14 protein-coding genes and 2 pseudogenes are annotated in these 25,367 nt (G+C 67.4%); 9 read left to right on the top strand and 7 right to left on the bottom strand.

Annotated features, from left to right (window positions below; all coding sequences use genetic code 11):
- Positions 1-22: 22 nt before the first annotated feature.
- Complete coding sequence (locus ACIGYR_RS33225; protein ID WP_399606477.1) at positions 23-625, bottom strand: universal stress protein; 603 nt, start codon at positions 623-625, stop codon at positions 23-25.
- Positions 626-1,079: 454 nt separating this feature from the next.
- Between ACIGYR_RS33225 and ACIGYR_RS33220 the strand changes: the two genes are divergently transcribed.
- Complete coding sequence (locus ACIGYR_RS33220) at positions 1,080-4,253, top strand: BTAD domain-containing putative transcriptional regulator (RefSeq protein WP_399606479.1); 3,174 nt, start codon at positions 1,080-1,082, stop codon at positions 4,251-4,253.
- 8 nt (positions 4,254-4,261) lie between these two features.
- Here ACIGYR_RS33220 and ACIGYR_RS33215 read toward each other — a convergent pair whose 3' ends face one another.
- From ACIGYR_RS33215 to ACIGYR_RS33205, 3 genes are all read right to left on the bottom strand, one after another.
- The gene (locus ACIGYR_RS33215; RefSeq protein WP_391847649.1) at positions 4,262-5,092 is read right to left on the bottom strand and encodes an ABC transporter permease; all 831 of its coding nucleotides are present in this window, start codon (positions 5,090-5,092) and stop codon (positions 4,262-4,264) included.
- Positions 5,089-6,117, bottom strand: coding sequence for an ATP-binding cassette domain-containing protein (locus ACIGYR_RS33210; RefSeq protein WP_399606481.1), 1,029 nt, complete (start codon positions 6,115-6,117; stop codon positions 5,089-5,091). The genes ACIGYR_RS33215 and ACIGYR_RS33210 overlap by 4 nt, the downstream gene beginning before the upstream one ends.
- A 361-nt stretch (positions 6,118-6,478) precedes the next feature.
- Positions 6,479-7,513, bottom strand: a complete 1,035-nt coding sequence (locus ACIGYR_RS33205) for a zinc-dependent alcohol dehydrogenase family protein (RefSeq protein WP_400014378.1) — start codon at positions 7,511-7,513, stop codon at positions 6,479-6,481.
- A 164-nt stretch (positions 7,514-7,677) separates the two neighbouring features.
- On the opposite strand from ACIGYR_RS33205, the gene ACIGYR_RS33200 reads away from it, so the two are divergent.
- Complete coding sequence (locus ACIGYR_RS33200) at positions 7,678-8,136, top strand: hypothetical protein (RefSeq protein WP_399606486.1); 459 nt, start codon at positions 7,678-7,680, stop codon at positions 8,134-8,136.
- An 804-nt stretch (positions 8,137-8,940) separates the two neighbouring features.
- On the opposite strand, the gene ACIGYR_RS33195 is transcribed toward ACIGYR_RS33200, so the two are convergent.
- Entirely contained in the window at positions 8,941-10,203 is a 1,263-nt protein-coding gene (locus ACIGYR_RS33195) for a DUF445 domain-containing protein (RefSeq protein WP_399606487.1), read from the bottom strand.
- A gap of 1,199 nt (positions 10,204-11,402) precedes the next feature.
- On the opposite strand from ACIGYR_RS33195, the gene ACIGYR_RS33190 reads away from it, so the two are divergent.
- From ACIGYR_RS33190 to ACIGYR_RS33180, 3 genes are read left to right on the top strand one after another with little or no spacing between them, the layout of a single operon-like run.
- Entirely contained in the window at positions 11,403-11,768 is a 366-nt protein-coding gene (locus tag ACIGYR_RS33190; RefSeq protein WP_399606490.1) for a hypothetical protein, read from the top strand.
- On the top strand, positions 11,758-16,077 hold the full coding sequence (locus ACIGYR_RS33185; RefSeq protein WP_399606492.1) for a DUF6531 domain-containing protein: 4,320 nt from the start codon (positions 11,758-11,760) through the stop codon (positions 16,075-16,077). Before ACIGYR_RS33190 ends, ACIGYR_RS33185 begins: the two co-directional genes overlap by 11 nt.
- The gene (locus ACIGYR_RS33180) at positions 16,077-16,544 is read left to right on the top strand and encodes a hypothetical protein (protein ID WP_399606495.1); all 468 of its coding nucleotides are present in this window, start codon (positions 16,077-16,079) and stop codon (positions 16,542-16,544) included. Before ACIGYR_RS33185 ends, ACIGYR_RS33180 begins: the two co-directional genes overlap by 1 nt.
- A 2,352-nt stretch (positions 16,545-18,896) precedes the next feature.
- On the opposite strand, the gene ACIGYR_RS33175 is transcribed toward ACIGYR_RS33180, so the two are convergent.
- Positions 18,897-20,720: a HEAT repeat domain-containing protein gene (locus ACIGYR_RS33175; protein WP_399606497.1), complete on the bottom strand. Its 1,824-nt coding sequence runs from the start codon at positions 20,718-20,720 to the stop codon at positions 18,897-18,899.
- A gap of 246 nt (positions 20,721-20,966) precedes the next feature.
- On the opposite strand from ACIGYR_RS33175, the gene ACIGYR_RS33170 reads away from it, so the two are divergent.
- From ACIGYR_RS33170 to ACIGYR_RS33155, 4 genes and pseudogenes are all read left to right on the top strand, one after another.
- The gene (locus ACIGYR_RS33170; protein WP_399606499.1) at positions 20,967-21,173 is read left to right on the top strand and encodes a hypothetical protein; all 207 of its coding nucleotides are present in this window, start codon (positions 20,967-20,969) and stop codon (positions 21,171-21,173) included.
- A gap of 83 nt (positions 21,174-21,256) precedes the next feature.
- A pseudogene (locus ACIGYR_RS33165) lies at positions 21,257-21,472 on the top strand (replication initiator); the annotation flags it as partial.
- Positions 21,456-21,698: pseudogene (locus ACIGYR_RS33160) on the top strand (tyrosine-type recombinase/integrase); the annotation flags it as partial. The pseudogenes ACIGYR_RS33165 and ACIGYR_RS33160, both read left to right, overlap by 17 nt.
- 503 nt (positions 21,699-22,201) lie before the next feature.
- A complete protein-coding gene (locus ACIGYR_RS33155) occupies positions 22,202-23,866 on the top strand; it encodes a P-loop ATPase, Sll1717 family (RefSeq protein WP_399606502.1) in 1,665 nt (554 codons plus the stop codon).
- 128 nt (positions 23,867-23,994) lie between these two features.
- Here the strand turns inward: ACIGYR_RS33155 and ACIGYR_RS33150 are convergent, their stop codons facing one another.
- Positions 23,995-25,242: an XRE family transcriptional regulator gene (locus ACIGYR_RS33150; protein ID WP_399606505.1), complete on the bottom strand. Its 1,248-nt coding sequence runs from the start codon at positions 25,240-25,242 to the stop codon at positions 23,995-23,997.
- Between the last annotated feature and the right edge of the window lie 125 nt (positions 25,243-25,367).

The raw sequence follows: 25,367 nt of genomic DNA, 5'->3' as shown, positions 1-25,367 counted from the left end.
GTGGGGGCCGCCGACGATGCGCTCACCACGGCCTTCGCCGTACGGTGGGCGGACGGCCCGAGGTGTCGGGCGGCGCGGTCCCCGACTCACGCGCCAGGAGCCGCGTGTCCAGGCGCAGCCGCAGGGCGTTCCGGCGGTGCAGGGTGGCCAGCGCGGCACGCAGCGGGGACGGCGGCACCGCGAGCACGGGACAGCCGGCGTGGGCGAGGCAGTAGCGGCCGACCGACGGCCACAGCGCCCGGCGCAGCCGGCCACGCGCCCCGGCACCGAGCACGAGCAGGTCGTCGTCCCGGTCGGCGGTCCGCACCAGAGCCGGTCCGGGGGCGCCCCGGACCAGGAGGACCCCTCCCGGCAATCCGGTGTCGGTACCGCCGAACACGGCACACAGCGACGTGAGCAGCCGCGCCCGCGCCACCTCCTCCCACTCGCCGACCATGGCGGAGGCGACCGGGGACCTGCACGCGGCGAGATCCCCGCCGGGCGGCTCCCACGCCAGCACCGGCCACAGCTCCGCTCCGCGGCACCGGGCCTCCTCGGCGGCCCGGGCCAGGGCGGTGAGACTGCCCGGGGAGCCACTCACGCCGACCAGGACGCGAGGGGCTGCGGACGGGCGGGGCACGGACATCTGATCCTCCTCGGAACGTCGTCCATCTGACCCCGGACGGCCCCGTTCAAACAGCCTGAACGTCCGTTCGCAGCACCTTTCCGGCGGCTGGCCGCCTCCCGCTCACCACGCCCGTCAGCGGCGTCCCGGTCAAGGTCGTCCGGCTCACTGTCGGTGTCCCGGTCAAGGTCGTCCGGCTAATCGTCGGTGTCCCGGTCAAGGTCGCCCGGTTCATCGTCGGTGTCCCGGCAGGGCCGCCCCGGTCAGCTGCCGCCTCCCGCCGCTGCCTTCTTCCCTCCCTCCTTACTTCCTTCCGCCTCCTTCCGCCTCCTGCTGTCGGCCCCCCTGCTGTCGGCCCCCCTGCTGTCGGCCCCCCTGCTGTCGGCCCTCCTGCCGTTCGTCCCTTCGGCCTTTACCGGGCACGGCCCGTGCTGGATGCTGTGTCGCGTCGTCGGTTGATCATTGGGGGAGCGCCGTGCGCATAGTTCTGCTGGGCCCTGTCCAGGTGCGGGGACACGGGGATGGCGCGGACGGTGTGCCGTCGGTCTCCGTCCCGGGGGCCCGGCTGCGCATGCTGTGTGCCCGGCTCGCCCTGGAGGCCGGGCGCCCGGTGTCCGTGGGCGCGCTGGTCGACGGCCTGTGGGGGGAGGGCCCACCGGCCGAGGCGGGCAACGCGCTGCAATCCCTGGTGTCCCGGTTGCGCAGGGCGCTGGGCGGGGCGGCCCGTGTGGAGTCCGCCGCCGGGGGCTATCGGCTCACCGCGGACGAGGGGATCGAGGTCGACGCCGCCCGGTTCGAGCAGCTGGCCGCCGAGGGCCGCAGACAGTGTGCGGACGGCGATCACGACCAGGCGGCGGTCGTGTTGCGCGAGGCGCTGGGGCTGTGGCAGGGCGAGGCGCTCGCCGACGTACGGGAGGCGCCCTTCGCCGCCGCTGTCGTCACCCGCCTCGACGATCTGCGGGCCGCGGCGGCTCAGGACCTCTTCGAGGCCGAGCTGCGTCTGGGCCGGCACACGGAGATCCTCCCCGACCTGAGCACGGCGGCAGCCGCCAGCCCGCTGAGCGAGCGCCTGGCCGAACTGCGGATGCGGGCCCTGTGGGCGGCGGGCCGCCAGTCGGACGCCCTCGCGGCGTACGAGGAGATCCGCGAGCGGCTCGCCGACGAACTGGGCGTCGATCCGTCGGCCGGACTCCGGGAGGCCCATCTCGCCCTCCTGCGCGGGGAGTTGCCACGTCCGACGGCGGCCCGGTCGCAGACGGCGGTGAACCGGATGCCGCCCCGGCTGACCAGCTTCGTCGGCCGTGAGCGCGAACTCTCCCAGCTGGCCGCGCTGATGGCCGCGTCCCGGCTGGTCACCATCGTCGGCCCGGGCGGCGCCGGCAAGACCCGGCTCTCCCTCGAAGCCGTCGGCCGGGACCGGGCCCAGGAGCGTGGCCGTGTCTGGTTCGTGCCGCTCGCCGGGGTGGGGGCGCCCGGCCAGCTGGCCGACGCCGTACTCGGCGCGGTCGGCTCCACGGACGGCGCCCTCTACGACGCCGGGCGCACCCAGGGAGCCACCCCGGTGGACAGGCTGGCGGAGCTGCTCGACATCGGGGACGCCCTCCTCGTCCTCGACAACTGCGAGCACCTCGTCGACGCCGCCGCCGCATTCGCCGGGCAACTGCTCCAGCGGCTGCCGCAGTTGAGGATCCTCACCAGCAGCAGGGAGGCGCTCGCCGTCGACGGCGAGGTGCTGTGCCATCTCGGCCCGCTCGATGTGCCGGCCGGCGCTCCGGATCCCGCCGAGGCCGCACGGTCGGCCGCGGTGCGGCTGTTCGTCGACCGGGCCGCGAGCGTCCGGCCGGGATTCACGCTCGACCACGCCACGGTCGGCGCCGTGGTAGAGATCTGCCGGCGGCTCGACGGGCTGCCACTCGCCCTGGAGCTGGCCGCAGCCAAGCTGCGCTCGATGGGCGTGGGCCAGATAGCCCGCCGCCTCGACGACCGGTTCCGGCTGCTGACCTCGGGCAGCCGCACCGCCCTGCCGCGCCAGCGCACGCTGCTCGCGGTCGTCGAGTGGAGCTGGGACCTGCTCGACGAGCCCGAACGCGTCCTCGTACGCCGCCTGTCCGCGTTCCCCGGCGGGGCGACACTCGCCGCCCTCGAAGCGGTCTGCGCGGACGCGGCACTCCCCGCCGACGACATCCTCTACACCCTCGACGGACTCATCGAGAAGTCGCTGGTCGACTCCTCGGACACGGGTGACGGCGAGCCGCGGTACGGAATGCTGGAGACCGTGCGCGCCTACGCCGTCACCCGCCTCGAAGCCTCCGGGGACGATGTCGCAGGCCCGTTCGCACGGTACTTCCTCGCCCTCGCGGAGGAACACGAACCGCGGTTGCGTACCGGCCGGCAGCTCGACGCGATCGCGGTGTTCGACGCCGAGCACCCCAACCTGACGCACGCGCTGCGGTCGGCCGTGGACGCCGGGGACGGGGACCTGGCCGCCCGGTTCGTCGGGGCACTGTCCTGGTACTGGGGCGTGCGCGGTATGAGTTCACAACTCGACTCCGCACTGGTGGAGTTGCGTGCCCTGGGGGACGCGCCGGCCCGGGCGCGGTCGCTGATCGCGGACGTGGACTCGGCGGGTGCCCGCGAGTTCCACCCGGCCGGGCTGTTCCTGCGCATCTCCCAACTCGCCGTTGCGGACGTCGAGTCGGAGTCACCGGAAGAGCGTCTCGCACGCTCGCTCCGGTCGCCCGACCCCTGGGTGCGGGCCAGTGCCCACCTCGCGTACGACTTCGTCCTCACCGAGCAGGGCGATCTGCGCACCGGCGAGGTCTCCCGGCTGGCGGCGCTGCGCGGCTTCGAGGAGGTGGGCGACCGGTGGGGCCTGGTGATGAGCCTGCTCCCGGTCGGTCGCGACCACTCGCTGCGCGGCGAGTACGCGCGCGCCATCGCCACCTTCGAACGGGTCGTCGCGCTCAGCTCGGAGCTCGGCACCGACGACTACCTTGACCTCGGCCGGGTCCGTCTGGCCCGCGAGCGGCGGCGCAGCGGCGACCTGGCCGGGGCGCGGCGCGACCTGGAGTGGGCCCAGGGGCAGGCCCGGGAGCGGGGGCACCGCCGTCTGGAGGCCAACATCGTGGCGGGCATGGCCAATCTGCACCGCAGGGAAGGCGATCTGGCGGGCGCCGACCGGGTGCTCGACGAGCTGGAGTCGTTCGTCCGCGGCCGGTCCCTCCCCGAGGGGCTGGCCCGGGACCTGATCGTCTCCACCCGGATGGAGAACCGGCTCGCCGCGGGTGACGCCGCGGGGGCGCGGGCTCTGCTGCCCGAGGCGGCCGGCGGGCTGCTGGCCCAGGGCGCCGGAGCGGGTCTCGCCTGGGTGGCGGAGCTGCTCGGCGGGCTGCTCGCCCTGGAGGGTGATCCGGGTGGTGCGGCTCGCTCGCTCGGCATGAGCCAGGTGATGCGGGGCGCGTTCGACGCGGGTGAGCCGGAGCTGCGCGAACTCGCCGAGCGGCTGATCGGGCGGCTCGGCGAGCAGGAGTACCGCGCGGCGTTCGACGAGGGCGCCGCGCTGGCGCGACCGGACGCGCTGCACCGGCTGGCCGAGGAAGTCGGCCGGCCGGTGTCCGCGTCGCGTCGAAGCGCCCTTGCCCATGGCTGAGGGGTGGATCACCCGATGTTCTTGCGGTAGGCGCGCATCGCCAGCGGGAAGAAGACCGCGACCATGCCGGCCATCCAGCCGAGGCTGCCGAGCAGCGGGTTCGCGATCGCGCCGCCGTTGAGCAGACCGCGCACGGTGTCGGCCATCAGGCTGACCGGGTTGACGTCCGACCAGGTCTTGAGCCAGCCCGGCATGGTCTGGTCCGGTACGAAGACGTTGCTGGCGAAGGTCAGCGGCAGCACCACGACCGTCATCAGGCCCTGCACGGATCCAGGGGTCTTGGCCAGCATGCCCATGTACACCGACAGCCAGGAGAAGCTCAGCGCGAAACCGATGAGCAGCACCAGCGCGGCGAGCGTGAACAGCGGGTTCGTGCCGATCCGGTATCCCATGATCAGGGCGAGGACCAGCAGGGTGCCGAGACAGATCACGTAGCGTACGAAATCGGCGAGGACGGCGCCGATGAGCGGACCCGAGCGGGCGATCGGCATCGATCGGAACCGGTCGAAGATCCCGGTGCTCGCATCGGCGTTGAGTGAGACGCCGATGCCTATGCTCGCCTGGAAGACGGTCATCACCATGACCCCTGGCGTGACCATCTGCAGGTACGCGTGGTCGTGGCCGCCGGAGATGGCACCGCCGAAGAGGTAGACGAACATCAGCAGGGAGATGATGGGCGTCAGCACCACATCGGTGAGCTGAAGCGGTGACTTGAGGAACTTGGTGACACCGCGCCCGGCGAGGGCGAGGCTGTGCCGTACGGTCCGGGCCGCGCCGATGCGCAAGGGGGCGGCGGCCTGGCCGGCGGTGCGGGCGGGGGTGATGGTCTGAGCGCTCATGCCGCGCTCCTCTCAGCGAAGGCGTCGTCGTTCTGCTTGTCGTCGTTCTGCTTGTCGTCGTTCTGCCGGGCGTCGTTCTGCTTGTCGTCGGTGGTGGGGCGCCCGGTCAGGGCCAGGAAGACCTCGTCGAGGCTGGGCAGGCGCAGTCCCATCTCGTCGGTGCCGATGCCGTCCGCGGCCAGGCGGCGGGCCAGGGCGGACACCAGCAGCGGGTCGTCGGCGGGCACGGTCAGCAGCCCGTTCGTACCGTCCTGGGCGGGAGCGGTGCCGGTGAGCTCGGTCAGCATCGCGGTCACCCGGGGCACGTCCTGCGGCAGCGACGGACGGACCAGGAGGATCTGGCCGCCGACCCGGCGCTTCAGCTCGCCGGGGCGGCCCTCGGCGACCACCCGGCCGCGGTCGAACACCGTGATGCTGTCGGCGAGCTGGTCCGCCTCCTCCAGGTACTGCGTGGTCAGCAGCACCGTGGAACCGTCGTCGACCAGGCGCCGGACCACGTCCCACACCTCGCCGCGGGCGTGCGGGTCGAGGCCGGTGGTCGGCTCGTCCAGGTAGAGCACCTGCGGCCGGCCGACCAGACTCGCCGCCAGGTCGAGGCGGCGGCGCATCCCACCGGAGAAGGTGCTGATCGGCCGGTTCGCCGCCTCGGTGAGCGAGAACTGCTCCAGGAGCTCGGCGGCCCGCGCCTTCGCGTCCCGCTTCGACAGATCGAGCAGCCGCCCCAGCAGGACCAGGTTCTCGGGGCCGGACAGACCTTCGTCGACCGACGCGTACTGCCCGGTGAGACCGATGAGCCGGCGCACCCGCACCGGGTCGCGCACCACGTCATGGCCGCCGACCGTGGCCCTGCCGGCGTCCGGCCGCATCAGCGTCGACAGGATCCGTACGGTGGTGGTCTTGCCCGCCCCGTTCGGCCCGAGCACGCCGATCACCTTGCCGGCCGGCGCCTCCAGGTCGACGCCGTCCAGCGCGACCATGTCCCCGTAGCGTTTGACCAGACCCTCGGCCCGGATGGCGTACGACATCTGTGCCCTCCCCATCTCTTCGCTCGCCCGCTCACGCGGTTCTCGCTGCTCGATGAGGAAGACAGTGCCGGGGCGCGCTGGCAGGCCACTGACAGACCACTGGCAGCGGCCGGCGCCCCTGTCAGCGGCGTGACAGCCGCGGTCAGCGGTCCGGGGGTACTACCCGTCCATCAGCTCCCGCCGGCCCTGGAGCCGACGCGCCGCCGGGTACCCGTCAGCCGGTCCCCCCGCGCCACGGCGTCGGCGAAGGGCCCCGCAGGGGAAACGCTGCCCCGGAAACGCTGCCCCGGGGAACGCTGCCCCGGGGAACGCTGCCCCCCCAGCGCGCATGCACCGCTGCCGGCGCAGGCAGGGCCGCTTCCTACCGGTCGTCTTCGTCCCGGCCGTCCTCGAAGACGAAGAGTGGCTTGGCGTCATGTGCGGGTGTCTCGGCGAGCGCGATGGCTTCGGCGAAGCGTTCGAGCGGGAACGGCCGGCCCTGGGGGATGCTCAGCACTCCGTCAGCCACGAGACCGCGGACCTGGGACAGCGCGTGCAGCGCATCCTCGGGTGAGGCGGTGCCGAACCAGCGGTTCAGCCAGAAGCCGCGGACCACTTTGGTCTCGTAGATCACCGAGCGTGCTTGCAGCGGGATCGTCAGCGCTGCCGGATCGGTCTGCCGATGGGTGGAGAGCGCGCCGTAGACCACGAGCTCTCCCCCCGGAGCCAGCGCCTGGGACACCTGGGCGCCCACGGGGCCCGCGACACAGTCGACGGCCTTGCGCACACCGGCCGGCCCTGCTGTCTCAGCCACACGCTGCACCAGGTCCTCGTCCTCGGTGCAGATGACCTCGTCACCACCGAACGCCTTGATCTCCTCGACGGCACCACGTCGCCGGACGACATTGATCGTGCGAATACCCAGATGCCTGGACAGCTGGATGACGAGCCGGCCGACGGTGGAGCCCGCGGCCGTCTGCAACAACCATTCACCCGGCTGTACGTCGAGCTCGCGAGTCACGAGGAGCAGCGCGGTCAAGGGGTTGACGGCGAGTTGACAGGCGCTGGAGTCGCTCAGACGGTCGGGGACCGGCAGGAGCCTTCGTGTGTCGGCGACGAGGTATTCCTGCCAGGTTCCGGCCACCTCGGGCCCGGGCACCGCCGGTACGGCAGCGACCACCACACGCTCGCCGATCTTCAGTCCCTCGGTATCCGGACCCAGGGCCTCGATGCGGCCCACGCATTCCATGTGACCCCCGACAGCGGGAAACCGGGGGGAGAAACCGTACCGGCCGCGCAGCACGTGCAGATCACTGGCGTGGACCGGAGTCGCCTTCACACGGATCAACGCCTGACCGGCTCCCGGCGTGGGAACAGGCCGGGATTCCAGCCGCAGGACATCGGTGGGCTCGCCCATCCTTCCGGCTACGAGCGCGCGCATGGATCGAGGCATGAGTGACCTTTCGTCTCAGCGCCCGACAGACTCGACGGGTTTTCCGGACCAAGACGATGCTGGTTTCACGCTACGCCCGGCCCCGGAGAGATTCCCGGCGCCGGCCCATTCCCCGCGGAAGGTTGCCAATGAAGTACGTCACGGCCGTCTGGGACGATGGCGGGTTCTACGTGGACCCGAGCGCCTATCTGGCCGAGCTGCCGCGTCTGCGCGCCGACCTGCCCCCGGGCGCCCGGTCCTTCGCCACCGACCCGGGCCACTACGACATCGCGGGCGCCACCCGCTGCGTGAAGGATCTGGCACTGGCCGGGGTCCACCTCGCCATCGACAAGAGCGGCGGGCTGGTGCTGGACTTCGCGCCCAACCGGTTCAAGCACGACGCCGGCCTGCGCATCAGCTACTCGGGCGTGACGCACTTCGCCATCACCTACGAGCACTCCATCGACTGGATGAGCGTCGACACCGTGCTCCTCGACGAGATCCTTCCCGCCGAGAACGGCGGTTGCCGACACGAGATCGCACTCACCGACGCAACGATCACCGTCCACTGCGGGGACCTGCGGGCGGTGTGGACGGACGCAAGCTGAGAACGGCCGTCACCGCGCCAGCGACGATCGGGAGAGGTGTTGGCCCTGAGCAGGGGCGGAGTCGTCCGGCTTCCGCGTCCTGCACTCGCGGTGATCAGTGCCGTCGCGGCTTTCGCTGATGACGGGCGTGGGGTTCACGGCACGCTCTCAGGCCGGCTTCACCCCGGGGGGAGCGGCGTCCGACCTAGGGCGAGGGGCCACCGAAGACAGACGCCACGCACTGGGAGCCGTTGGAGAGCCACTCCCCGGAGCGGCTCCCCAAGCGCCCCAAAAGGAGACCGCACAGCAGATCAGACCCGGTGCTGATCCCTCAGCACCGGGCCTGACCTGGTATTCCACTGTCGGGGTGGCGGGATCTGAACCCACGACCTCTTCGTCCCGAACGCGATCAAACATCTTTGTGACCTTGGCTAGGGGGCACTGACCTGCTGGTTCGTTTCCCGGGCAGTCCAGTGCCGTCCGGGACCGTCCTTGCGCGGCTGCAGCGTTTGGACCCCTGTTTGGCCCCCAGATATCGCGCCTCACGAGTCGATTCTTTCCCAGGCCAGACGTGGCTGGGCCATGGATCACACCCTGTCCGAGTGCCGATGCATCTCACATGCCACCCGCTGACGACGGTTTTCGAGACCCACACCGTCCGAGGCCGATCATTGACGTCCAGTGCCCGCGTGACCATGACAGACGATTGAGACTGGCGGGGATCGGAGATGGTGACCGTGCCGGTCTGAGGCGCACTGCAGCCAAGGACGCTTCCACGGCGGCACTTGTTGATGCCCGGTCGGGGTGCCCGCGCGAAGCCGCTCCTCACCTGCCCAGAGCCCGTGACACGGTGTAGATCAGCAACCCGGCCAACGAGCCCATCACCGTGCCGTTGATCCGGATGAACTGCAGGTCGCGGCCGATATGGGCCTCGATCTTGCGAGTAGTGTGCTTGGCGTCCCAGCCAGCGACGGTCTCGGTGATCAGGGAGGTGATCTCGTTGCGGTAGGTGGTCACGATGTGGACGGCCGTGCTCTCGACCCAGCTGTCGACCTTGTTCCGGAGCATCGTCTCGCTCGCCATCCGGGCGCCGAGGGAGAGCAGGGAGGCACGAACCCGCAGTCGTAGCTCGCTGCGCTCATCCCTGGCTGCTGCCACAGTCATGTGCCGTGCGGCGACCCAAGCGGAAGCGATCAGGTCCTGCACCTCGCCGCAGCGCAGCACCTCGCTCTTGAGTCGCTCCACCTGGGCCCGGGTGTCCATGTCGGAGTGCAGGTCGGAGGCGAAGTCTGTGAGGAAGCGGTCGAGGGCATCACGCGCGGGGTGGGAGGGCATGTCACGCATCTCGGCGCAGAAGCGCAGCAGTTCCTTATAGACGCGCTCGCCGACCTTCTTGTCCACGAAACGTGGGGTCCAACCGGGCCTACCGCCCTCGGCGGCGACCATCACGGCGCCGCGGTGCAGCACCAGCCAGTCGTGGGCGCGGGAAACCACCAGGTCGACCACCCATTTGTGACCGCCGTCGGCCACGACCCTCTCCAGCACCTTTCCGATGCCGGGGCCGATTTCATGCGTGTCGGCACGCTGGGTGATCGCCTGGCCTGTAATGGCCTGCACTGTGGGGTCGCTCAGTACGGTCAGGGCGCCCCTGAGCGCGGTGGCCAGTTCCGCCGTCACCCGCTCCGCGTGCTCAGGCTCGGCCAGCCAGGTACCGAGCCGGCTGCTGATGCCGACCGTGCGTAGCCGCTGTCTTATGACGTCCTGGGACAGGAAGTTCTCGCCGATGAACTCGCCGAGCGACACGCCCAGCTGGTCCCTCTTCGTCGGGATGATGGCGGTGTGCGGGATGGGCAAGCCAAGGGGGTGACGGAAGAGCGCGGTGACCGCGAACCAGCCCGCGAGCGCGCCGATCATGCCGGCCTCGGCAGCCGCCGCGACATATCCGGACCAGGGGCCCGCGCCGGAGTTGCCCGCCCATTGGGCGAGAACGTACACGAGCGTGACAAGGAGGAGCAGTCCCGTTGCCGCGCCCTTTATCCGGTGTACGCCCCGGTGCCTCTCCTCGTCGGCGGGGCTGAAGGAGGTCATCGTGCGCCTGGTGGCGGGGCCCGCGTGGGCAGTGCCCTGCCTGCTCGAGGAGTTGGCAAAGCCCAGCGAGCGAGCGGACGGTTTGGTGTCCTGAGATGGCGTTCCACCGACGTCATGGGTTGGTGGTGGAACGGGAAGGATTGCGATTGGAACGCGAGCAAGCGCAGCGGAGACTTGGGCGATGGAGTCATGTGGACGCACCCCGTGCGTGTCAGGGCGAAAGGCGTCGGTCTCGCGAGCAAGCGCGGTAAGCACTTGACGAAGGAAGGTCTTAGACGACACCGGCCTCTCCTTCGATCTGGGGCGCGGGCTGCGCAGTGGAGCTAGCAGATGCTGAGCTTGGGTCCCCTGGCGTTGGGGGATCCGGTACGGCTTGGCTTGGTACAGGTTCGACGACCGGATGAGAAAGCCCCAGACGTACGAGTTGCTCGACTAGCCTCGGGGCAGCCACACCGACCGCGAGAGCTCCCAGGGGTCCCGCGACCTGATCTGAGCTTCCGAAAGCTGCGGCTAGGCCGGCGCCCAGAGCGTTCCGTATGACCAGGGCGACTAGATACGGGGCCAACGGAACCTCGTTAGGCATCCTCCACGGGAAGCCCTTCACACGCTGAATCGAGCGGTATAGCTCCAGAGCCTCGACCGCAGCGGCCCCCGCGAGCCCCCATAAGCACGCTGCCCACCACTCCACGCTGGCCTCCCCCTGATGAGCGCGGCGGCACGATTAGTCCAGCATGGCGGTAGACGGCTGCTCTGCGCCACGGAACTGCACTTTGCCTATGGACCGCTTGCTCCCGAATGAGGTTCGGTTGGCGAGCCCGCCAGCATCGATCGCGTTTCCGCAGGTCGGAGGGGTGGGCTCGGTTGGTGTCGCGGGGCCTGGAAGGGATTCGGGGAGTTGGCTCCCAGATGGCTCCCGGGGCGTGCGCCCGAAGGGCCCCGTACGCCTACGCGCCATCCGTTCGACCCCGAGTGCCGGCGGAGGCGCTGAACCGCATCGCCGCGGCCCCCTTGGTCATCTCCCCGGTGAACGAGGCGATCACCCACCCGCTCCTGGGAACACCATCACAGCCAACCAACAGAAGGATTCGGAGACGAACACTCGACGGGCACCATTACGCGCGCAGGCTGTCGACATGAAACTTCCATTACCCGTCTGCCCTATGGTTGGAAACCGCGACTGCCAACGGGGGAGTTCACGGATGGGCGATGGCAAGGTGCCCGGCAAGGTACTGGACATCAAGACCGCCGACATCAAGGCGGCAGCACCGGCCTTCCATCAGGGCGCCATCGATCTGAGCAAGGCGCTGACCACGTTGATCCAGACGCTGGACGGCCTGGGTGAGCCCTGGGGCCACGACGAGCAGGGTGACGAGTTCGGAGGTGCCTACAAGCCGCAGCAGAAGAAGATCGAGAGCGCAGCGGGCATTCTGGTGCTCGGTCTGACGAGCATTCACGAGGCCATGGTGGACCTGTCGGACGGGCACGTGGACAACGACCAGCTCATCGCCGGGATGTTCACGCAAGTGAAGAGCGACAAGCAGAGCGACGGTGCCGGTGAGCGTTGAGGACACGGCCCGCCACATTCTTCTGAAGCTGGGCTTGTGGTGGCCCGAGGCGGACTCCGGCAAGCTGCGGGACGCGGCGAAGGCCTGGCGTGCCTTCGCCGACTCGGTGGACGACGTCCGCGCTCCGGTGCACCGCAGCGCGTCGTCGATCATCCACAACAACACCGGTGAGTCGATCGAGGCGTTCGAGAAATTCTGGGGCCGCTATGCCAAGGACCAGGACGGCGGCTGGCTGAGCGATCTCGCCAAGTCGTCGCGGGAGATGGCCAAGGCGCTGGAGAAGTTCGCCGACGCCATCGACGACGCGATCAACAAGCTCTGGACGCAGATCGGTATCGACGCCGCCGTGATCGCGGGCGGGGTGACGCTGGCCTTCTTCACCGCGGGCCTCGCCTCCGGGGCGGCTGTCGCGGCGGCGGACGCGGTCATCGAGTTCGGCGCCACGATGGGCGTCGCCGTCACCACGACGGTGGCCGAGATCGCCGGCGGCACGCTGGTCGCCGCCGCGTTCGGCGGGGTCGAGTCGGTCGCCGTGGACCTCGCCGTGGCCCAGCCGCTGAAGATCGCCACCGGTCTCCAGAACGGCTTCAGCCTGGACGAGGTCAACCAGGCCGCCAAGGACGGCATGATCTTCGGCGGCGCGCTCGGGGCGGGCGGCGGCGTGCTGAAGGCGAGCATGGAGGGCGGACTCGCCGACACCACCCCGCTGCTGCTGCGCCCGCCCTCGCTGCGGCCCGACCTGGTGGAGCTGGGCCCGGCGGCCCGCAACGCCGAACGCACCCCGTGCGTGGGCGAGCCGATCGACGTGGCGACCGGCGCCATGCTGATGACCCAGACGGACCTGACCCTGCCCGGCAGCCTCCCGCTGCAGTTCACGCGCACCCACCTGTCCTCCTACCGGGGCGGGGTCTGTTTCGGCCCGACCTGGATCTCCACCCTGGACGAGTGCCTCCAGATCGACGGTGAGGGAGTCGTCTTCGCCGCCTCGGACGGCATGCGCCTGGTCTACCCGGTACCGGAGGCGGGCGTGCCCACGATGCCGGTGAAGGGCCCGCGCTGGCCTTTGGAGTGGGACGGCAAACCGGACGGCGCGATGACGGTCACCGACCCGGCCACCGGCGTGAGGCGCACCTTCGCCGCCCCCGTGCCCTCCCCCTCCTTCGGCGTGTTCCACCTGGCGCTGGACTCCTGGAGCGACCGCAACGGCAACCGCATCGACGTCGAACGCGACGACGAAGGCATCCCGGTCGGTATCCGCCACTCGGGCGGCTATTACGTCGCCGTCGACACCGAGGGCCCGCGCATCACCGCCCTGCGCCTGCTGGACGAACCACCCTCCCGCTACCGCCCTGGCACCGCGCCCGAGGAGGGCACGGTCGTCATGCGCTACGGCTACGACACCGTCGGCAACCTCACCGAGGTCATCAACTCCAGCGGCGAGCCCCTGCGCTTCACCTACGACTCCGAGGGCCGCGTCACCCGCTGGACCGACCGGAACGGAACCTGGTTCGGTTACGTCTACGACGAGCGCGGCCGGGTGGTCCGCACCGAGGGCGTCGACGGCATCCTCTCCGGCACTCTCGCCTACGACGACACCACCCGCACGACGACCTACACCGACTCCCAGGGCCATATCTCCGTCCACCGGTACAACACCGACGGCCAAGTGGTCGAGGAGATCGACCCGCTCGGGCACGTCACCCGCACCGAATGGGATGAATGCGGAGCCCGGCCTGTCGCCGTCACCGACCCACTGGGACGCACGACCCGGTACGCCTACGACGCCTCAGGCAACCTGACGGAACTCACCCTGCCGGATGGATCGGTCGCGCGGGCCGCCTGCAACTCATTCGGGCAGCCGACCGAGGTGATCGAGCCGGGCGGGGCGGTCTGGCGGCACACCTATGACGAGCGGGGCAACCTCCTCACCACCGTCGACCCCACGGGGGCCGAGACCCGGTACACGTACGACACGGCGGGCCGGCCGACGGCGATCACCGACGCCCTCGGCCACACCCGCACGATCGCGTACGACCCGGCCGGCCTTCCCGTCGGGACGACCGACGAGCTGGGCCACACCACTACGATCCGCCGGGACCCCTTCGGCCGGATCGTCGAGGTGACCGACCCGTTGGGCCACACCACCCGACTCGGCTGGACCGCCGAGGGTAAACAGGCATGGCGCCGATACCCGGATGGCACAAGCGAGTCCTGGACCTGGGACGCCGAGGCCAACCTCCTCAGCCATACCGACGCCGCGGGTAACACAACGCACCACACTCCTGGCCCATTCGACGTCCCCACTACACGGACCGACCCGGACGGCGCCCGGTACGAGTTTGCCTACGACACCGAGCTCCGCCTGACCGGCGTCACCAACCCGCAGGGGCGCACCTGGTCGTACACCTACGACGAGGCCGGCCGCCTCGTGGCCGAGACGGACTTCAACGGCTGCACGCTGACATACGTCCATGACGCGGCAGGCCAGTTGGCCTCTTGTACCAACGGCGCCGGGGAGAACCTGCACCTCACGCGGGACGCAGTGGGGCGGGTGGTGGAGCGGCGGTCTGGATCGGACACCGTCGCGACGTTCGCATACGGTCCCGACGGCGGTCTCGCGCACGCGGCCAACGCCGACGCCGAGGTCGTACTGGAGCGGGACAGCTTGGGCCGCGTCCTGTCGGAGACGGTGAACGGCCGAACGACCAGGAATGCGTACGACGCTCTCGGCCGCCGTATCCGCCGGGTGACGCCGTCTGGGCTGGTATCGGAATGGACGTACGATCCGGCGGGCCGCCCGCTCATCCTGCGCTCGCCCGTGGGCGAAGTGCACTTCACTCACGATCTCGCAGGCCGCGAGACGGAGCGCCGCGTCGGTACGAAGGTGAAGCTGACCCAGAGCTGGAGTCCGCGGAACCTGCTCACCGGGCAGAGCCTGACCTTCGGCCCGGCGGCGGACGGCGTGGACCGCCTCCTTCAGCACCGTACCTACACACACCGCGCCGACGGTTACCTGACGGAGATCCGGGAGCTGACCTCGGGTACCCGCCGCTTCAACCTCGACGGCATGGGGCGTGTCACCGGAGTGCGTGCCCACGGCTGGACCGAGACCTACGCCTACGATGTCGCGGGCAACTTGGTGGACGCCACTGCGCCCACCCATGACGCGCCCGGCGAGCGCGAGTTCGACGGCACTCTCGTCCGCTCGGTGAACGGAACCGCGTACGAGCACGACGCGCAGGGCCGCCTGGTCCGCAGAACCCGTCGGCTTTTGAACGGCCAGAGCCGTACGTGGACTTACGTCTGGACCGCCGAGGATCGCTTGACGGAGGTGGTCACACCGGATGGCGACCGGTGGTACTACGTCTACGACCCGCTGGGCCGGCGCATCTCCAAGCACCGGGTGGCCAAGGACGGCTCGGAGTGCGACCGCACGGAGTTCAGCTGGGACGACACCCTCCTGGCCGAGCAGATCACAGCGGACGGTCGAGTGCTGACCTGGGACTACAAGCCGGGCACCCCCCGCCCAGTGGCCCAGACCGACCACGAGCCGTCGGCCCCGCAGTCGAATGCGTCGTTCCTGGCGCGGCTGGCCGAGGAGATCAACCCCGAGCGCACCGCTCGCTTCCACGCCGTGGTCACCGACCCCGTCGGTACCCCCATGGAACTGGTGTCCGCGTCCGGAGACCTGCTCTGGCAGCGCCGCACCACCCTGTGGGGCACGTGCTTCCCTGCCCCGGACGACGGCGCCGGGCCCGTCGTTTGCCCGTTGCGCTTCCCGGGGCAGTACGCCGACGACGAGACCGGACTGCACTACAACCTGCACCGCTACTACGACCCCGGGACAGCTCGCTACATCAGCGCGGATCCGTTGGGGCTGGTGCCGGCGGACAATCACCACGGCTACGTGCGCACCCCGCTCACCTGGATCGACCCCCTCGGCCTCTCCCCCTGCAACTATGGCCTCGATGACTTGTCCCAGGCGGCCACCACCATCAAGAAGGGCCAACTGTCGCCGGCCGGCAGGGCACTGCAGAAACACGGTGACCCAAGCCCGGGCAATCTAGCCAAACGGGGACAAGCCCATGTCGATATGTACAATTTCGGCAAACTCACCAATAGTGAGCGAACCGAGATCGCCAATGAGATGATCCAGGACATACTTACCGACCCGAATGTGGTTGAGAAGGTCAACACCTCGGCGTCGGCTCAATACGGCGGCGTCACCCGCGACTTCAGGGTCCCCGGAGGCTGGGGCGCCCGCTGGAGTTGGCGTGGGGGCCAGCTCACTTTCGAAGGATTCCTGTGATGGCGGGGCAGCACGAGACCGAACCGGCGTACCGAGCAGAGGACTTCGTCGCAGACGGGGCGCTGCGGGACGTCTGTGTCCTCGACACCACGATCGACGACTGGCGGCGCATGTTCGACGGGCTGCGTGTGGTCCCGGGAACTCATGTCCTTACATGGACGCTCTCTGGTACCACGGAGAGCGGCGCCTTGGACGCCTCTGTCGTATGGTCCCGACTTGAGCAGGACCCGGAGGAATCGGCGAGTCTGGCCATCGACATCGACGGCGTGTGGTTCACCTGCTATTTCTTCGACATTGAAGAGATCGAGTACACCTTCGATCCCTCCGACGTGGTTGACAAGGCGACCTTCGCTCCCGTCCGCGCCTTCGTGACCTGGCTCGGAACGGTGACGGGCAGGGAAGTCATCGTGACCATGGAAGGCACTGACCACGCTGCCATGCCTGCCCTCATCCGGTGGCGGCCATGAAGTTCGTCAAGCGAGAGGGCGCGCGCCTGCTCGGCAAAATGCGGGGCTGGCAGCACGGGCCGACGACCTGAGAGCCGGGCTGAGCACGTGATGCCGCGCTGAGCGGCACCCCGTGCCCGTTGCAGCGTTCATCGGGGCATGTCCGGGGCAGTGACGAGCAGGGCAACGTTCCGCGCGGCCTTGTCCCTGTGCTGAGCATTGGATCACGCCCAGCCGCGAACTTGCTGTTGAGATGCGGCGCCGGTACAGCTCCGAGCCGGCGGCGCAGGTCCACCTAGGCACGCCCCGGCCGGCCAAGCGAGGCGCTCAATCTGGAACAGGCGAAAGCCGTGCTTGCCGCGGCCTGCCCGTCACGGCTGTACGCCTACCTTGTGCTCTCACTCCCGAGCGGAGTCCACACGGAAGAGGCGCGGCCCCTTACCTGGGATCACGTCTTCCTGGAGACGAAGGATGGCGTGCCGCCGCACGTCGCAGTGTGGCGCTCCGGTGCGCAAGCACGGCGACAAAGACCAGGAAGAGCCAGCGGACCATTGTGCCCCTGCTCTCCGATCACGGCAGTCCCGCTGGAGACCATCGTCCTGTTGGTTGGTTGCAGCAGCCAGGCTACGACAGAGGCCGTCTACCGGAAGCAGCTCCGTCCCGTGATCAGCAAGGGTGCCGAAGCGATGGACGACATCTTCCGCGGAGATCAGGAAGAGGAGAGCAGGGAGGAACAAGAAGAGGGTGACGCGGTGGCCTGATCAACTTCGTTTGGCCCCCCGAGCACGTCAGAGGCCGCATACGGAAATCCGTATGCGGCCTCTGACCAGCGACGGGGTGGCGGGATTTGAACCCACGACCTCTTCGTTTCGAAGTAACTTGGGTGAGCGCTTGACCAGGCGCCGGTGCGTCCCTCACCTGCTGCGATGGTCCGCGACTATCTGCGGTTGTTCGCCGCTGTGCGTCAGCGTTGTCACGCACTTAGACACTCATGGTCTACGACGACAGTGATGTGGCCGAGCGCTTAGGAGATGCGAGCACATCTTGGCGGGCGGTTCCGATCGTCCCTTGCGACCACCATGCGGGCTGCCGAGCGCCGCTGCCGGCCGCAGTCGTTGTCGTCGGCGGCGACATGGGCACAAGATGCATCGGCTGTGAACCGGAGGCACCCTAGCAGTAGTGGATCTGGCCCCCTATCTGTGTGACGAGTTCGCCCCGCAGGGCGCCTACCTCTCTCTTCGGACAGTAGGGTTGAGACTGCCTAAGCTCATGAATGAACTGGACATCTGGGGGAACGATGCCAGCATTGGTGATCTCGATCTTCGCAGCTCTGATTTCACTCGGATCGTTCGTACATGCCTACGTGACCGGTCGTCGAACTCGTATGCCAGTTCTTCAATTTATGTGGGAGAGCGGGCAAACGGGTAGCGATCCGAAGTGGTGGCTTGTCAATGTGGGGACGGGGCCAGCTACCAATGTATTAGTTGCCCAAACGCAAAAAACGTCTCTCACCCGCGGCCTCAACGGCGAAGTCTGGTACAACCCAGTCCTGGTCCCCTCGATACCAGTTGGCGGAAAGCTTGCGTTGACATGGCTCGGCGGAACCATGGGCCTAGAATGTGGACTGGGGACGAGTTATACCGATGCCGATCGGCATTTCTACACCACTAAGTGTGGTGATGATGTGTCCATGTTCTTTATTGGCCTGCATCTCCCACGATGGCCTCTTCTGCGGCTAAACGGGCAAAAGTGGGTTAAGACCTGGTGGGGAGTTGAGGACTTGTCCGGGCCTAAGTGGTCAGCCGCCTCTGACGGATGTGTCACTAGGAGCCGGTGGCTCCCTCGGCGCTTTGGCTTGAGCCGGAGCCTTGGAGGCTGGGCTGACCCAGTTCGAACCTTCCACGCGGCACAAGCACAGCCGCAGCCAGCCTGAGGCCGTCTCCGGCATGGGTGGCCCCTCCCGAGGGCTGACGCCTGCCGTGAGCCCTTGCACAGCCACACCTGATCATTGACGGCCGAGACCTGCGGCCGCCTAACCGATCAACGTCCTGACCTCCTGTCGAGCTGTCGGCACCTGTCGACGTTGGTCATCGCTGAGCGCCCTTCCACGGCCCCAGGACGGCCCGGGAGGGCGTTCGTGCGTGAGCATCGCATTAGGAGTTCGATCGCTCTTCGGCCCTGCTGACGATTGACCCGGCCATGCTGGCCATGCCAGACCGCCCACGAGTCCTGACATTCGGCGCTGTTGATGTCACGCGGGGATGTCAGGCGCGGTGTGACGCGACGGGGCTTCGCCGTGTTGCTGAAGTTCCACACACGACAAGGCCAGTTCCGTCGGCGCCGGTTGGACGAAGCGGTGGAGTTCGCCGCCTGTCAGGTAGAGGCATTCGCGTGGTGCCACAGCGCCCAGCCGGACCTCAACAACTCCGAAGCCGTTTTTCGAATCATTTCGTCGGGGTCAGTGGTGAGGCGAAGAAGTACATCGGGGACGATGGGGTCGTATAGCCAATTCTCAAAAATCTCAAATAGAGCGTCGTGTCTCACTGATGGGTGCTCGTCAAACGTTAGATGCACGAGCACCTCACGGGCCTCGGTGTGCCCTCGCCCCAGATCCCCCCACAGGGATGCGGCAAGAGCCCGGTGAGGGTATCTGTTGGAGCGGGCAAGTCGGCGGAGCGCATCACGGACAGCAGCAGCACGCGGCCACGCAGCCCGCAAGCCCACCCTTGCGGAGTCACGAACGCCGTCGCTGCTGAAGTCGAAGATCAGCTTTACGAGGGTCTCGGCGATGCCAGCATCATTTGGCCAGCCCGTTGCCAATGCACAAACAGCAGTCTTCCTGACACGGGCGTGCTCATCACGGGTCAGGCCAAGGAGCTCTTTGGCTACCTCAGAGTCGCCCGGCCAACTCTTTGCCAACCCGTCAACGGCACTGCATCGGACGCCGTAATACCGGTCATTCTTCGCGAGGTGGATAAGGGTGTCGCGCGCGCCAGCATCTCCGGGGTATACCCGTGCAAGCCCGCGTGTAGCAGACTTCCTGACGCGGTCATTGTCATCACGGACTATACGAAGGGTGAGTTCGCCGACGTCAGGATGGTCCGGCCAACTCTCCGCCAGTGCTTGCACGGCACGTGCCCGGATGCCGGTGTCATCGTCGTTGGTGAGGCGAAATAGGGCATCTCGGGTGGCGGCCACCAAAATGGCGAGTTCGTCTTCGGATTGAAGAGGAGCAGTAGGCATGAGGGTCTGCTGCAAAGCGCAGGCCTCGAGCTCTTCCTGGTCGTTGAGCGATTTGGCCTTGTTCAAGGCGGCGGCTATGTCGTCGAGGACACTGGAGGCGAGGAGGTCCTGGGGGAGAACAGGTTGGGGCGACAGTGCGTGGCCGCAGGGAAGCGGGACTAGATCGAAGGCGCCTGGGTCCAGAGAGAGACGGTGCAATTCTGCACGGGCTCGCTCCCACGATTCTTCAAGTCTGCGCATGCGTGCCGCTACTCGATGGGCTTCCTCGTGGCCAGTGCGTTTGTGGGCAAGGGCCTGCTGGGTTTCACTACGCAGCCGCGCGAGCTCTGCGGGATCACCGCTGGTGTGGTAGACGCGGGCCTCAAGGGCGTGATGGCTGGAGATGATATCCCGTAAGGCGCTGATAATAGTCCACAAGGTCGCCATGAGAACCTGGGAGTCCCTCAGGGCGTAGCGCAGGCGAGTTTCGGTGTGGCGCGCCCGTTCGAGATCCACTTCAAGACGCAGGGTGGCGATGGTTTCTTCAGGTGTGTTGTCCCCTGCGGTTGTGTCGTCGCTGCGGGCGGGCGTGCGCGTGATCTGCGGTTGGGGGGCGTCCTGAATGGCGTTGACCAAGGCGCGGGCCTGAATGCAGCGCTTCCGGTGCTCCTCCGCGCTGAGGCCTGCTGCTCGGTTGGTGATCCGTAAGAACTGGAGGGTGAACGGCCAGAGTGGACTGGGCAATGCCTGCGCCTTCAATAACCGGTCGATGTGCGATTTGGAGCAGGCCATCGTGCTGATCGGGGGTTCTGACCTGCTTCCGTGGTCGGCCTTCGCCGCCTTTGCGTCCTCCCGTGCGCGGGCAAAGCGTTCAGAAATGTCTCGGGCGCCCAGACCAGCCTCTCGGGCCTGACGTTGCAGAAAGTTCGCGTAGTCGAGCCGCGGGCCGCTTCCGGAACTTTCCTGGTTGGTCATGGGCCGCATCCCCATCCTCGTCCTCTGCTGCGGAGCCGCCCGTCCCGGACAGCCCCACCGTGTCCCTGGGACGGCTCCGGCTGCCCCGTGCCGCCGCGCTGTGGACCTACGGCTTTGCGTTCGGTGTCCCCGTTGGTCCCCGTCCGTCCCGCAGGCGCTTGGAGATCAGATCCGGACGGCCCATTGTCGCCGCACCTCGCCCGGCTTCGCAGGGAAGTCGGGGATGATGCGAAGGAGGTCGTCTCCGTGACGGCTACGCCCAATGATGTCGCTCTGCCCATTGACCTGCTGGCTCCGACCGGTCTGCGAGAAGTCGCGGTGCACCTCTTGTTGGCTGCGGTACCCGAGTTCCTCGGCGCCGTGGCAGCCGCCTTCATCGTCACCGTGACCTCCTGGGGCCTGCAGCACGTGCGCCGTACCTTGACCCGCTCGGATAAGGACTCGGGCCATTGACCGGCTCTCCTTGATGCCGGGGTGGGGAAGTGCCCAGCGGTCGGTACCGCGTCGAGTGACCGGTCATACCTCGGCAGCCAGCCCAACGCGATTTCCGCGAGCATGCCCGGATCTCGTTCGCCAAGGTCGCCGAGTACCAGAAGCGGGGCGCCGTCCACTTCCACGCGGTCATCCGCCTCGACGGCCCCGAAGGCGGCGACACGCCTCCGCCGGCCTGGGCCACGACCGAGCTGCTGACGGACGCCATCCGCGCCGCTTCCGCTGCCGCACGCGTCGACGGCCCGGAGATCGATGGCCGGCATCGACGGGATCAATGCCGACGAGTGGACGCCTCGGGAGCTGCGACACAGCTTTGTCTCGCTGCTCTCCGACCGGGGTGTCCCCCTGGAGGAGATCTCGCGGCTCGTCGGGCACTCGGGGACGGCCGTGACTGAGGAGCTCTACCGGAAGCAGATCCGGCCCGTGATCCAGACCGGCGCCGTGGTCATGAACGGCATCTTTGGCGCGCAAGAGCGGCGGTCGTAGACACGCGGAGAGCGTTAGTCACGCAGATAGACACGCAGGCAGAAACAGATCAGGCAGGTACTGAATCCAGTACCTGCCTGATCTGCTGTTTCGGCTGTCGGGGTGGCGGGATTTGAACCCACGACCTCTTCGTCCCGAACGCGATCAGACCCTCTGTGACCTTGGCCTGGGGGTGCTGACCTGTTGGTTCGGCTCCGGGATAGTCCACTATCGTCCGGGACGGTCTTGACTCGGTCGCTTCGTTTGGCCCCCTGTTTGGCCCCCGGACATCTGCCCTCTGGGCAGGCTCTTCGTGGCTAGCAGCTGGCACCAGTGGACGTCTCACGCTGTGTCCGATTGCCCCTGCATCTCGACGGCCATCTCCTCGACGGCATGTTCAGGCACCCGTAGCCACGACCCAGCGGCTGGTTGGCACGAGTGCAAGGTCTAAACCTCGACGAGAGACTCCCGTCTCCGAGGGCACGGGGTTACAGTATGAGCTTCGTCACGTCTGGGGGGACTGTATGGCGTCAAGTGGTGCACGCGGAACCAACTTCAGCATCGGCGGAGAACAGGCCGAGGCCGATCCGCTTTTGATGGAAGCCTTCTATGAATCCGATGATTACAGAACAGTGTCATCGCGGGAGGATCCTCGTTGTTTCGTCATTGCGCGCACCGGTGGAGGCAAATCCGCCCTTCTGCAGCGACTAGAAGAGGAACACCCCGACCACGTCGTGAGGGTGGCCCCTGAGGATCTTTCGCTGAGCTACATTACGAGTCTTGGCGTGATGCGATATTTGGATGAGCTGAATGTCAGCCTTGACCCCCTTTTCATTGCACTATGGAAGCATGTTCTGCTCGTCGAACTGATACGCCATAGGTACAAGGTCGATTCCCATGCAGCCAAAATAAACTTCCTTACGACGCTGCGAGAGAAGATCAAAAGAGATCCCGGAAAACGCGTTGCGCTCGACTACTTGGAAGACTTCCAAGATCGATTCTGGGTGGAAGCGGATGAGCGCGTACGGGAGATCACAGAAAAATTCGAAGAAAAAATAAATAGCGAAGCTAAAGGGACTTTCGGCCTAGCCAGTAATCAGGTGGCAAATGCGTCAGCCACGGTAGGGTCGGGGACTGCGGACACTTTCGCCACCGAAACCCGTCGGGAACTGACGGACCGATTTCAGCGCATCGTCAATGAGACTCAGATGGCGCGTCTAAACAAAATGATAAAGGTTCTCGACGAGGACATCCTCGACAGCCGTCAGAACTTCACCTACGTGGTCATTGACGACCTGGACCGCGACTGGGTGGATGAGAAAATATCGAATGCTCTAATTCGATGCCTCTTCCGGGCCGTGCTTGACCTGCACCGTGTGAAGAACCTTAAAGTCATCGTCGCGCTCCGCACGAACATCTTCGAGAACCTAGACTTCGGGCACCGAACAGGTGGACAGGAAGAGAAATTCCGCTCCCTATCCCTCCACATGCGATGGGGCCCGGCAGAACTGCGCGACCTCGTCAGCAGCAGGCTTCGCGTCGCGACAAAGAAGCACGGCGTACCAGTTAACTCTATATCCGACATGCTTCCACGCATCAACACCACACGCGGTGACGCTTTTGATTACATGCTCGCCCGAACCCTGATGCGACCGCGCGACATCATCGCCTTCGTGAATGAGACATTCGCGATATCTACGGGCAGTGGCAGAACATCCTGGGAAGACATAAAAAACGCCGAGGACTCTTACTCGTACAAAAGACTTCTGGCGCTACGCGACGAATGGAAGATGACTTACCCAGACATCGACAGGGTCTTCGCGGTATTTGCGGGAGCAGTAGTTCCAATGTCCAAGGAGGAATTCACAAGGCGCATTGACGACGCTGCTCTCCTATTGGCTGATCCGTACTTTCGCGGCACAGAGTGGCTGGACTACATGACTTCAGCCATGTGGAATAACCCGGCAGCAAGTTGGGCCGGTTGGTACGGTCCTCTACTCGCGCTCCTCTACAATATTGGATTCGTGGGGTGCACGACGGGTAGGCAAAGCACCGTTCGCTATGTCCGCATGTTTCCCGACTTTGCGGAAAGAGTCAGTAACCTAGAAGCTGCGGACGGTTTCACAATCCACCCCGCATTCCAGGCCGCATTGGATGTAAGAGTGGATAGTCTCCGTCAGGGCGACTGAGTACCGTGTGACTCTCTTCTTTCCACAAGGAAAGTCGTGAGGCATTCGGTGCGCATCCGCCCGTATGCGGCAAAGGCCCTGGCCTGTTGGCCAGGGCCTTTGCCGTGGGCGCGACGTCCCGGCGCGGGTCATCGGGGCATGAATCCAGGCTTCTGCTCAGCGAGTGAGTGAAGCCGCCCAAGGTAGTTCTGCGCCGCCGGTTCGGAGCTGTACCGGCGCCGCATCTCGGCAGCGAGTTCGCGGCTGGTCATGATGAGCGACGGCACCGACTGTCGGTCACCTTCGAGGGCCCGCTCACCCATGAGGAGTGCCTGTTCCAAGTCCCCCTCACGTGCCGCCGTGACGCCCAGTGTGACGCGGGCTTCAGCGTTGCGCATGGGCGAGCGCTCGATGCCGTCGAAGTCCGTTCCGGCCCTCAGCACCTCTTCGGCGAGCGTGCGCGCGAGCTTGTCCTCACCGACCAGGCGATAGCAGTCCATCGCGTAGAAGTCGAACTTGGCCGGGTCCACCACGAAGTGGTTGTCCAGGTTCTCCGGGTACGGCATCCCTTCAAGGATTCGCCGCCCCTTGTCCAAGGCGACCTCGACTTGCCGGCGGTCTCCGAGCCGCGCCCATGCCTTGGCTTCCTGGGCAGCGAGCTGCACGGCCACGCCGTGATGTGCCGCCGTCTCTGCCCCGGCCCGCGCCGCCGCGATGACGCCGCGGTAGTCGCCGGTCGTGAGGGCGAACCATGCCCGCATCTCGTGGGCCCATCCGGCGACCTCTGCATGGTCTGCCTCGGTCGCGAGGGAGAGCGCAGCTTGTCGCGTCGACTCGGCCGCGTGCCGGTCGCCCGTGTCGTACTCGACACAGCCGACCAGTAGCGCGAGCCAACCGGACAGTGCGAGAACTTCGCGGTGTTGCGCAAGCGTGAGGCTCTTCGTGTGCAGCTCAACGACACGGCGAAGCCACTGCCGCCCCTCGATTAGGAGCTGTTCGCTCGGCATGAACGGGTACTCCGAGGCGAGCCGGTCGGCTGTGATCCGCAGGGCATCAAGCGTGGCGTTGTCGACGTCGGACCTGTTGAGGCGGCTCACGATCTCCAGCGTCTCCATGCCGGACGCTGCCAGGATCTCCCTGTCCCCGTCCCGACGTGAGGGCGCTGGAAAGAGCGCGTGCGTCACGGTGCCGAAGAGGGCCGCGATGATCGGTTGGTAGAAGTCGTTCGGCATCTGGCCTGACTCCCAGCGCTTCCACTGGCGAATCATGCTGTCCTCTGCGGGCAGCTCCGTGGGAGCGTGCGCCCGCAGCGCCCGGACCGCGTCACGCTGCGACCAGTCGCGGGCCGCTCGTTCGGCAGCGATGCGCCGCGCCCATGCGGGCCTGTCGTCGGTCATGTGCCCTCCTCCGAGTGCCTACTCCGAGTCTCACCCGCGAGCTAGGGGGACAGGGAAGGGGACACCGGGGTGTCACTGGACATGTCCCCACCTCCGCCTCGCCGTCCCCTGGCTGTCACTTACGT

It is taken from the genome of Streptomyces sp. NPDC053076 (assembly GCF_044546845.1).
Lineage (GTDB): Bacteria > Actinomycetota > Actinomycetes > Streptomycetales > Streptomycetaceae > Streptomyces.
This window is presented reverse-complemented; position numbering and strand designations above follow the sequence as displayed.

Bases quoted from the DNA above. Each gene is read 5' to 3' on its own strand.
- ACIGYR_RS33225 (WP_399606477.1), bottom strand. From the start codon at position 625: ATGTCCGTGCCCCGCCCGTCCGCAGCCCCTCGCGTCCTGGTCGGCGTG.
- ACIGYR_RS33215 (WP_391847649.1), bottom strand. From the start codon at position 5,092: ATGAGCGCTCAGACCATCACCCCCGCCCGCACCGCCGGCCAGGCCGCC.
- ACIGYR_RS33210 (WP_399606481.1), bottom strand. From the start codon at position 6,117: ATGTCGTACGCCATCCGGGCCGAGGGTCTGGTCAAACGCTACGGGGAC.
- ACIGYR_RS33205 (WP_400014378.1), bottom strand. From the start codon at position 7,513: ATGGGCGAGCCCACCGATGTCCTGCGGCTGGAATCCCGGCCTGTTCCC.
- ACIGYR_RS33200 (WP_399606486.1), top strand. From the start codon at position 7,678: ATGAAGTACGTCACGGCCGTCTGGGACGATGGCGGGTTCTACGTGGAC.
- ACIGYR_RS33195 (WP_399606487.1), bottom strand. From the start codon at position 10,203: ATGACCTCCTTCAGCCCCGCCGACGAGGAGAGGCACCGGGGCGTACAC.
- ACIGYR_RS33190 (WP_399606490.1), top strand. From the start codon at position 11,403: ATGGGCGATGGCAAGGTGCCCGGCAAGGTACTGGACATCAAGACCGCC.
- ACIGYR_RS33180 (WP_399606495.1), top strand. From the start codon at position 16,077: ATGGCGGGGCAGCACGAGACCGAACCGGCGTACCGAGCAGAGGACTTC.
- ACIGYR_RS33175 (WP_399606497.1), bottom strand. From the start codon at position 20,720: ATGACCAACCAGGAAAGTTCCGGAAGCGGCCCGCGGCTCGACTACGCG.
- ACIGYR_RS33155 (WP_399606502.1), top strand. From the start codon at position 22,202: ATGGCGTCAAGTGGTGCACGCGGAACCAACTTCAGCATCGGCGGAGAA.
- ACIGYR_RS33150 (WP_399606505.1), bottom strand. From the start codon at position 25,242: ATGACCGACGACAGGCCCGCATGGGCGCGGCGCATCGCTGCCGAACGA.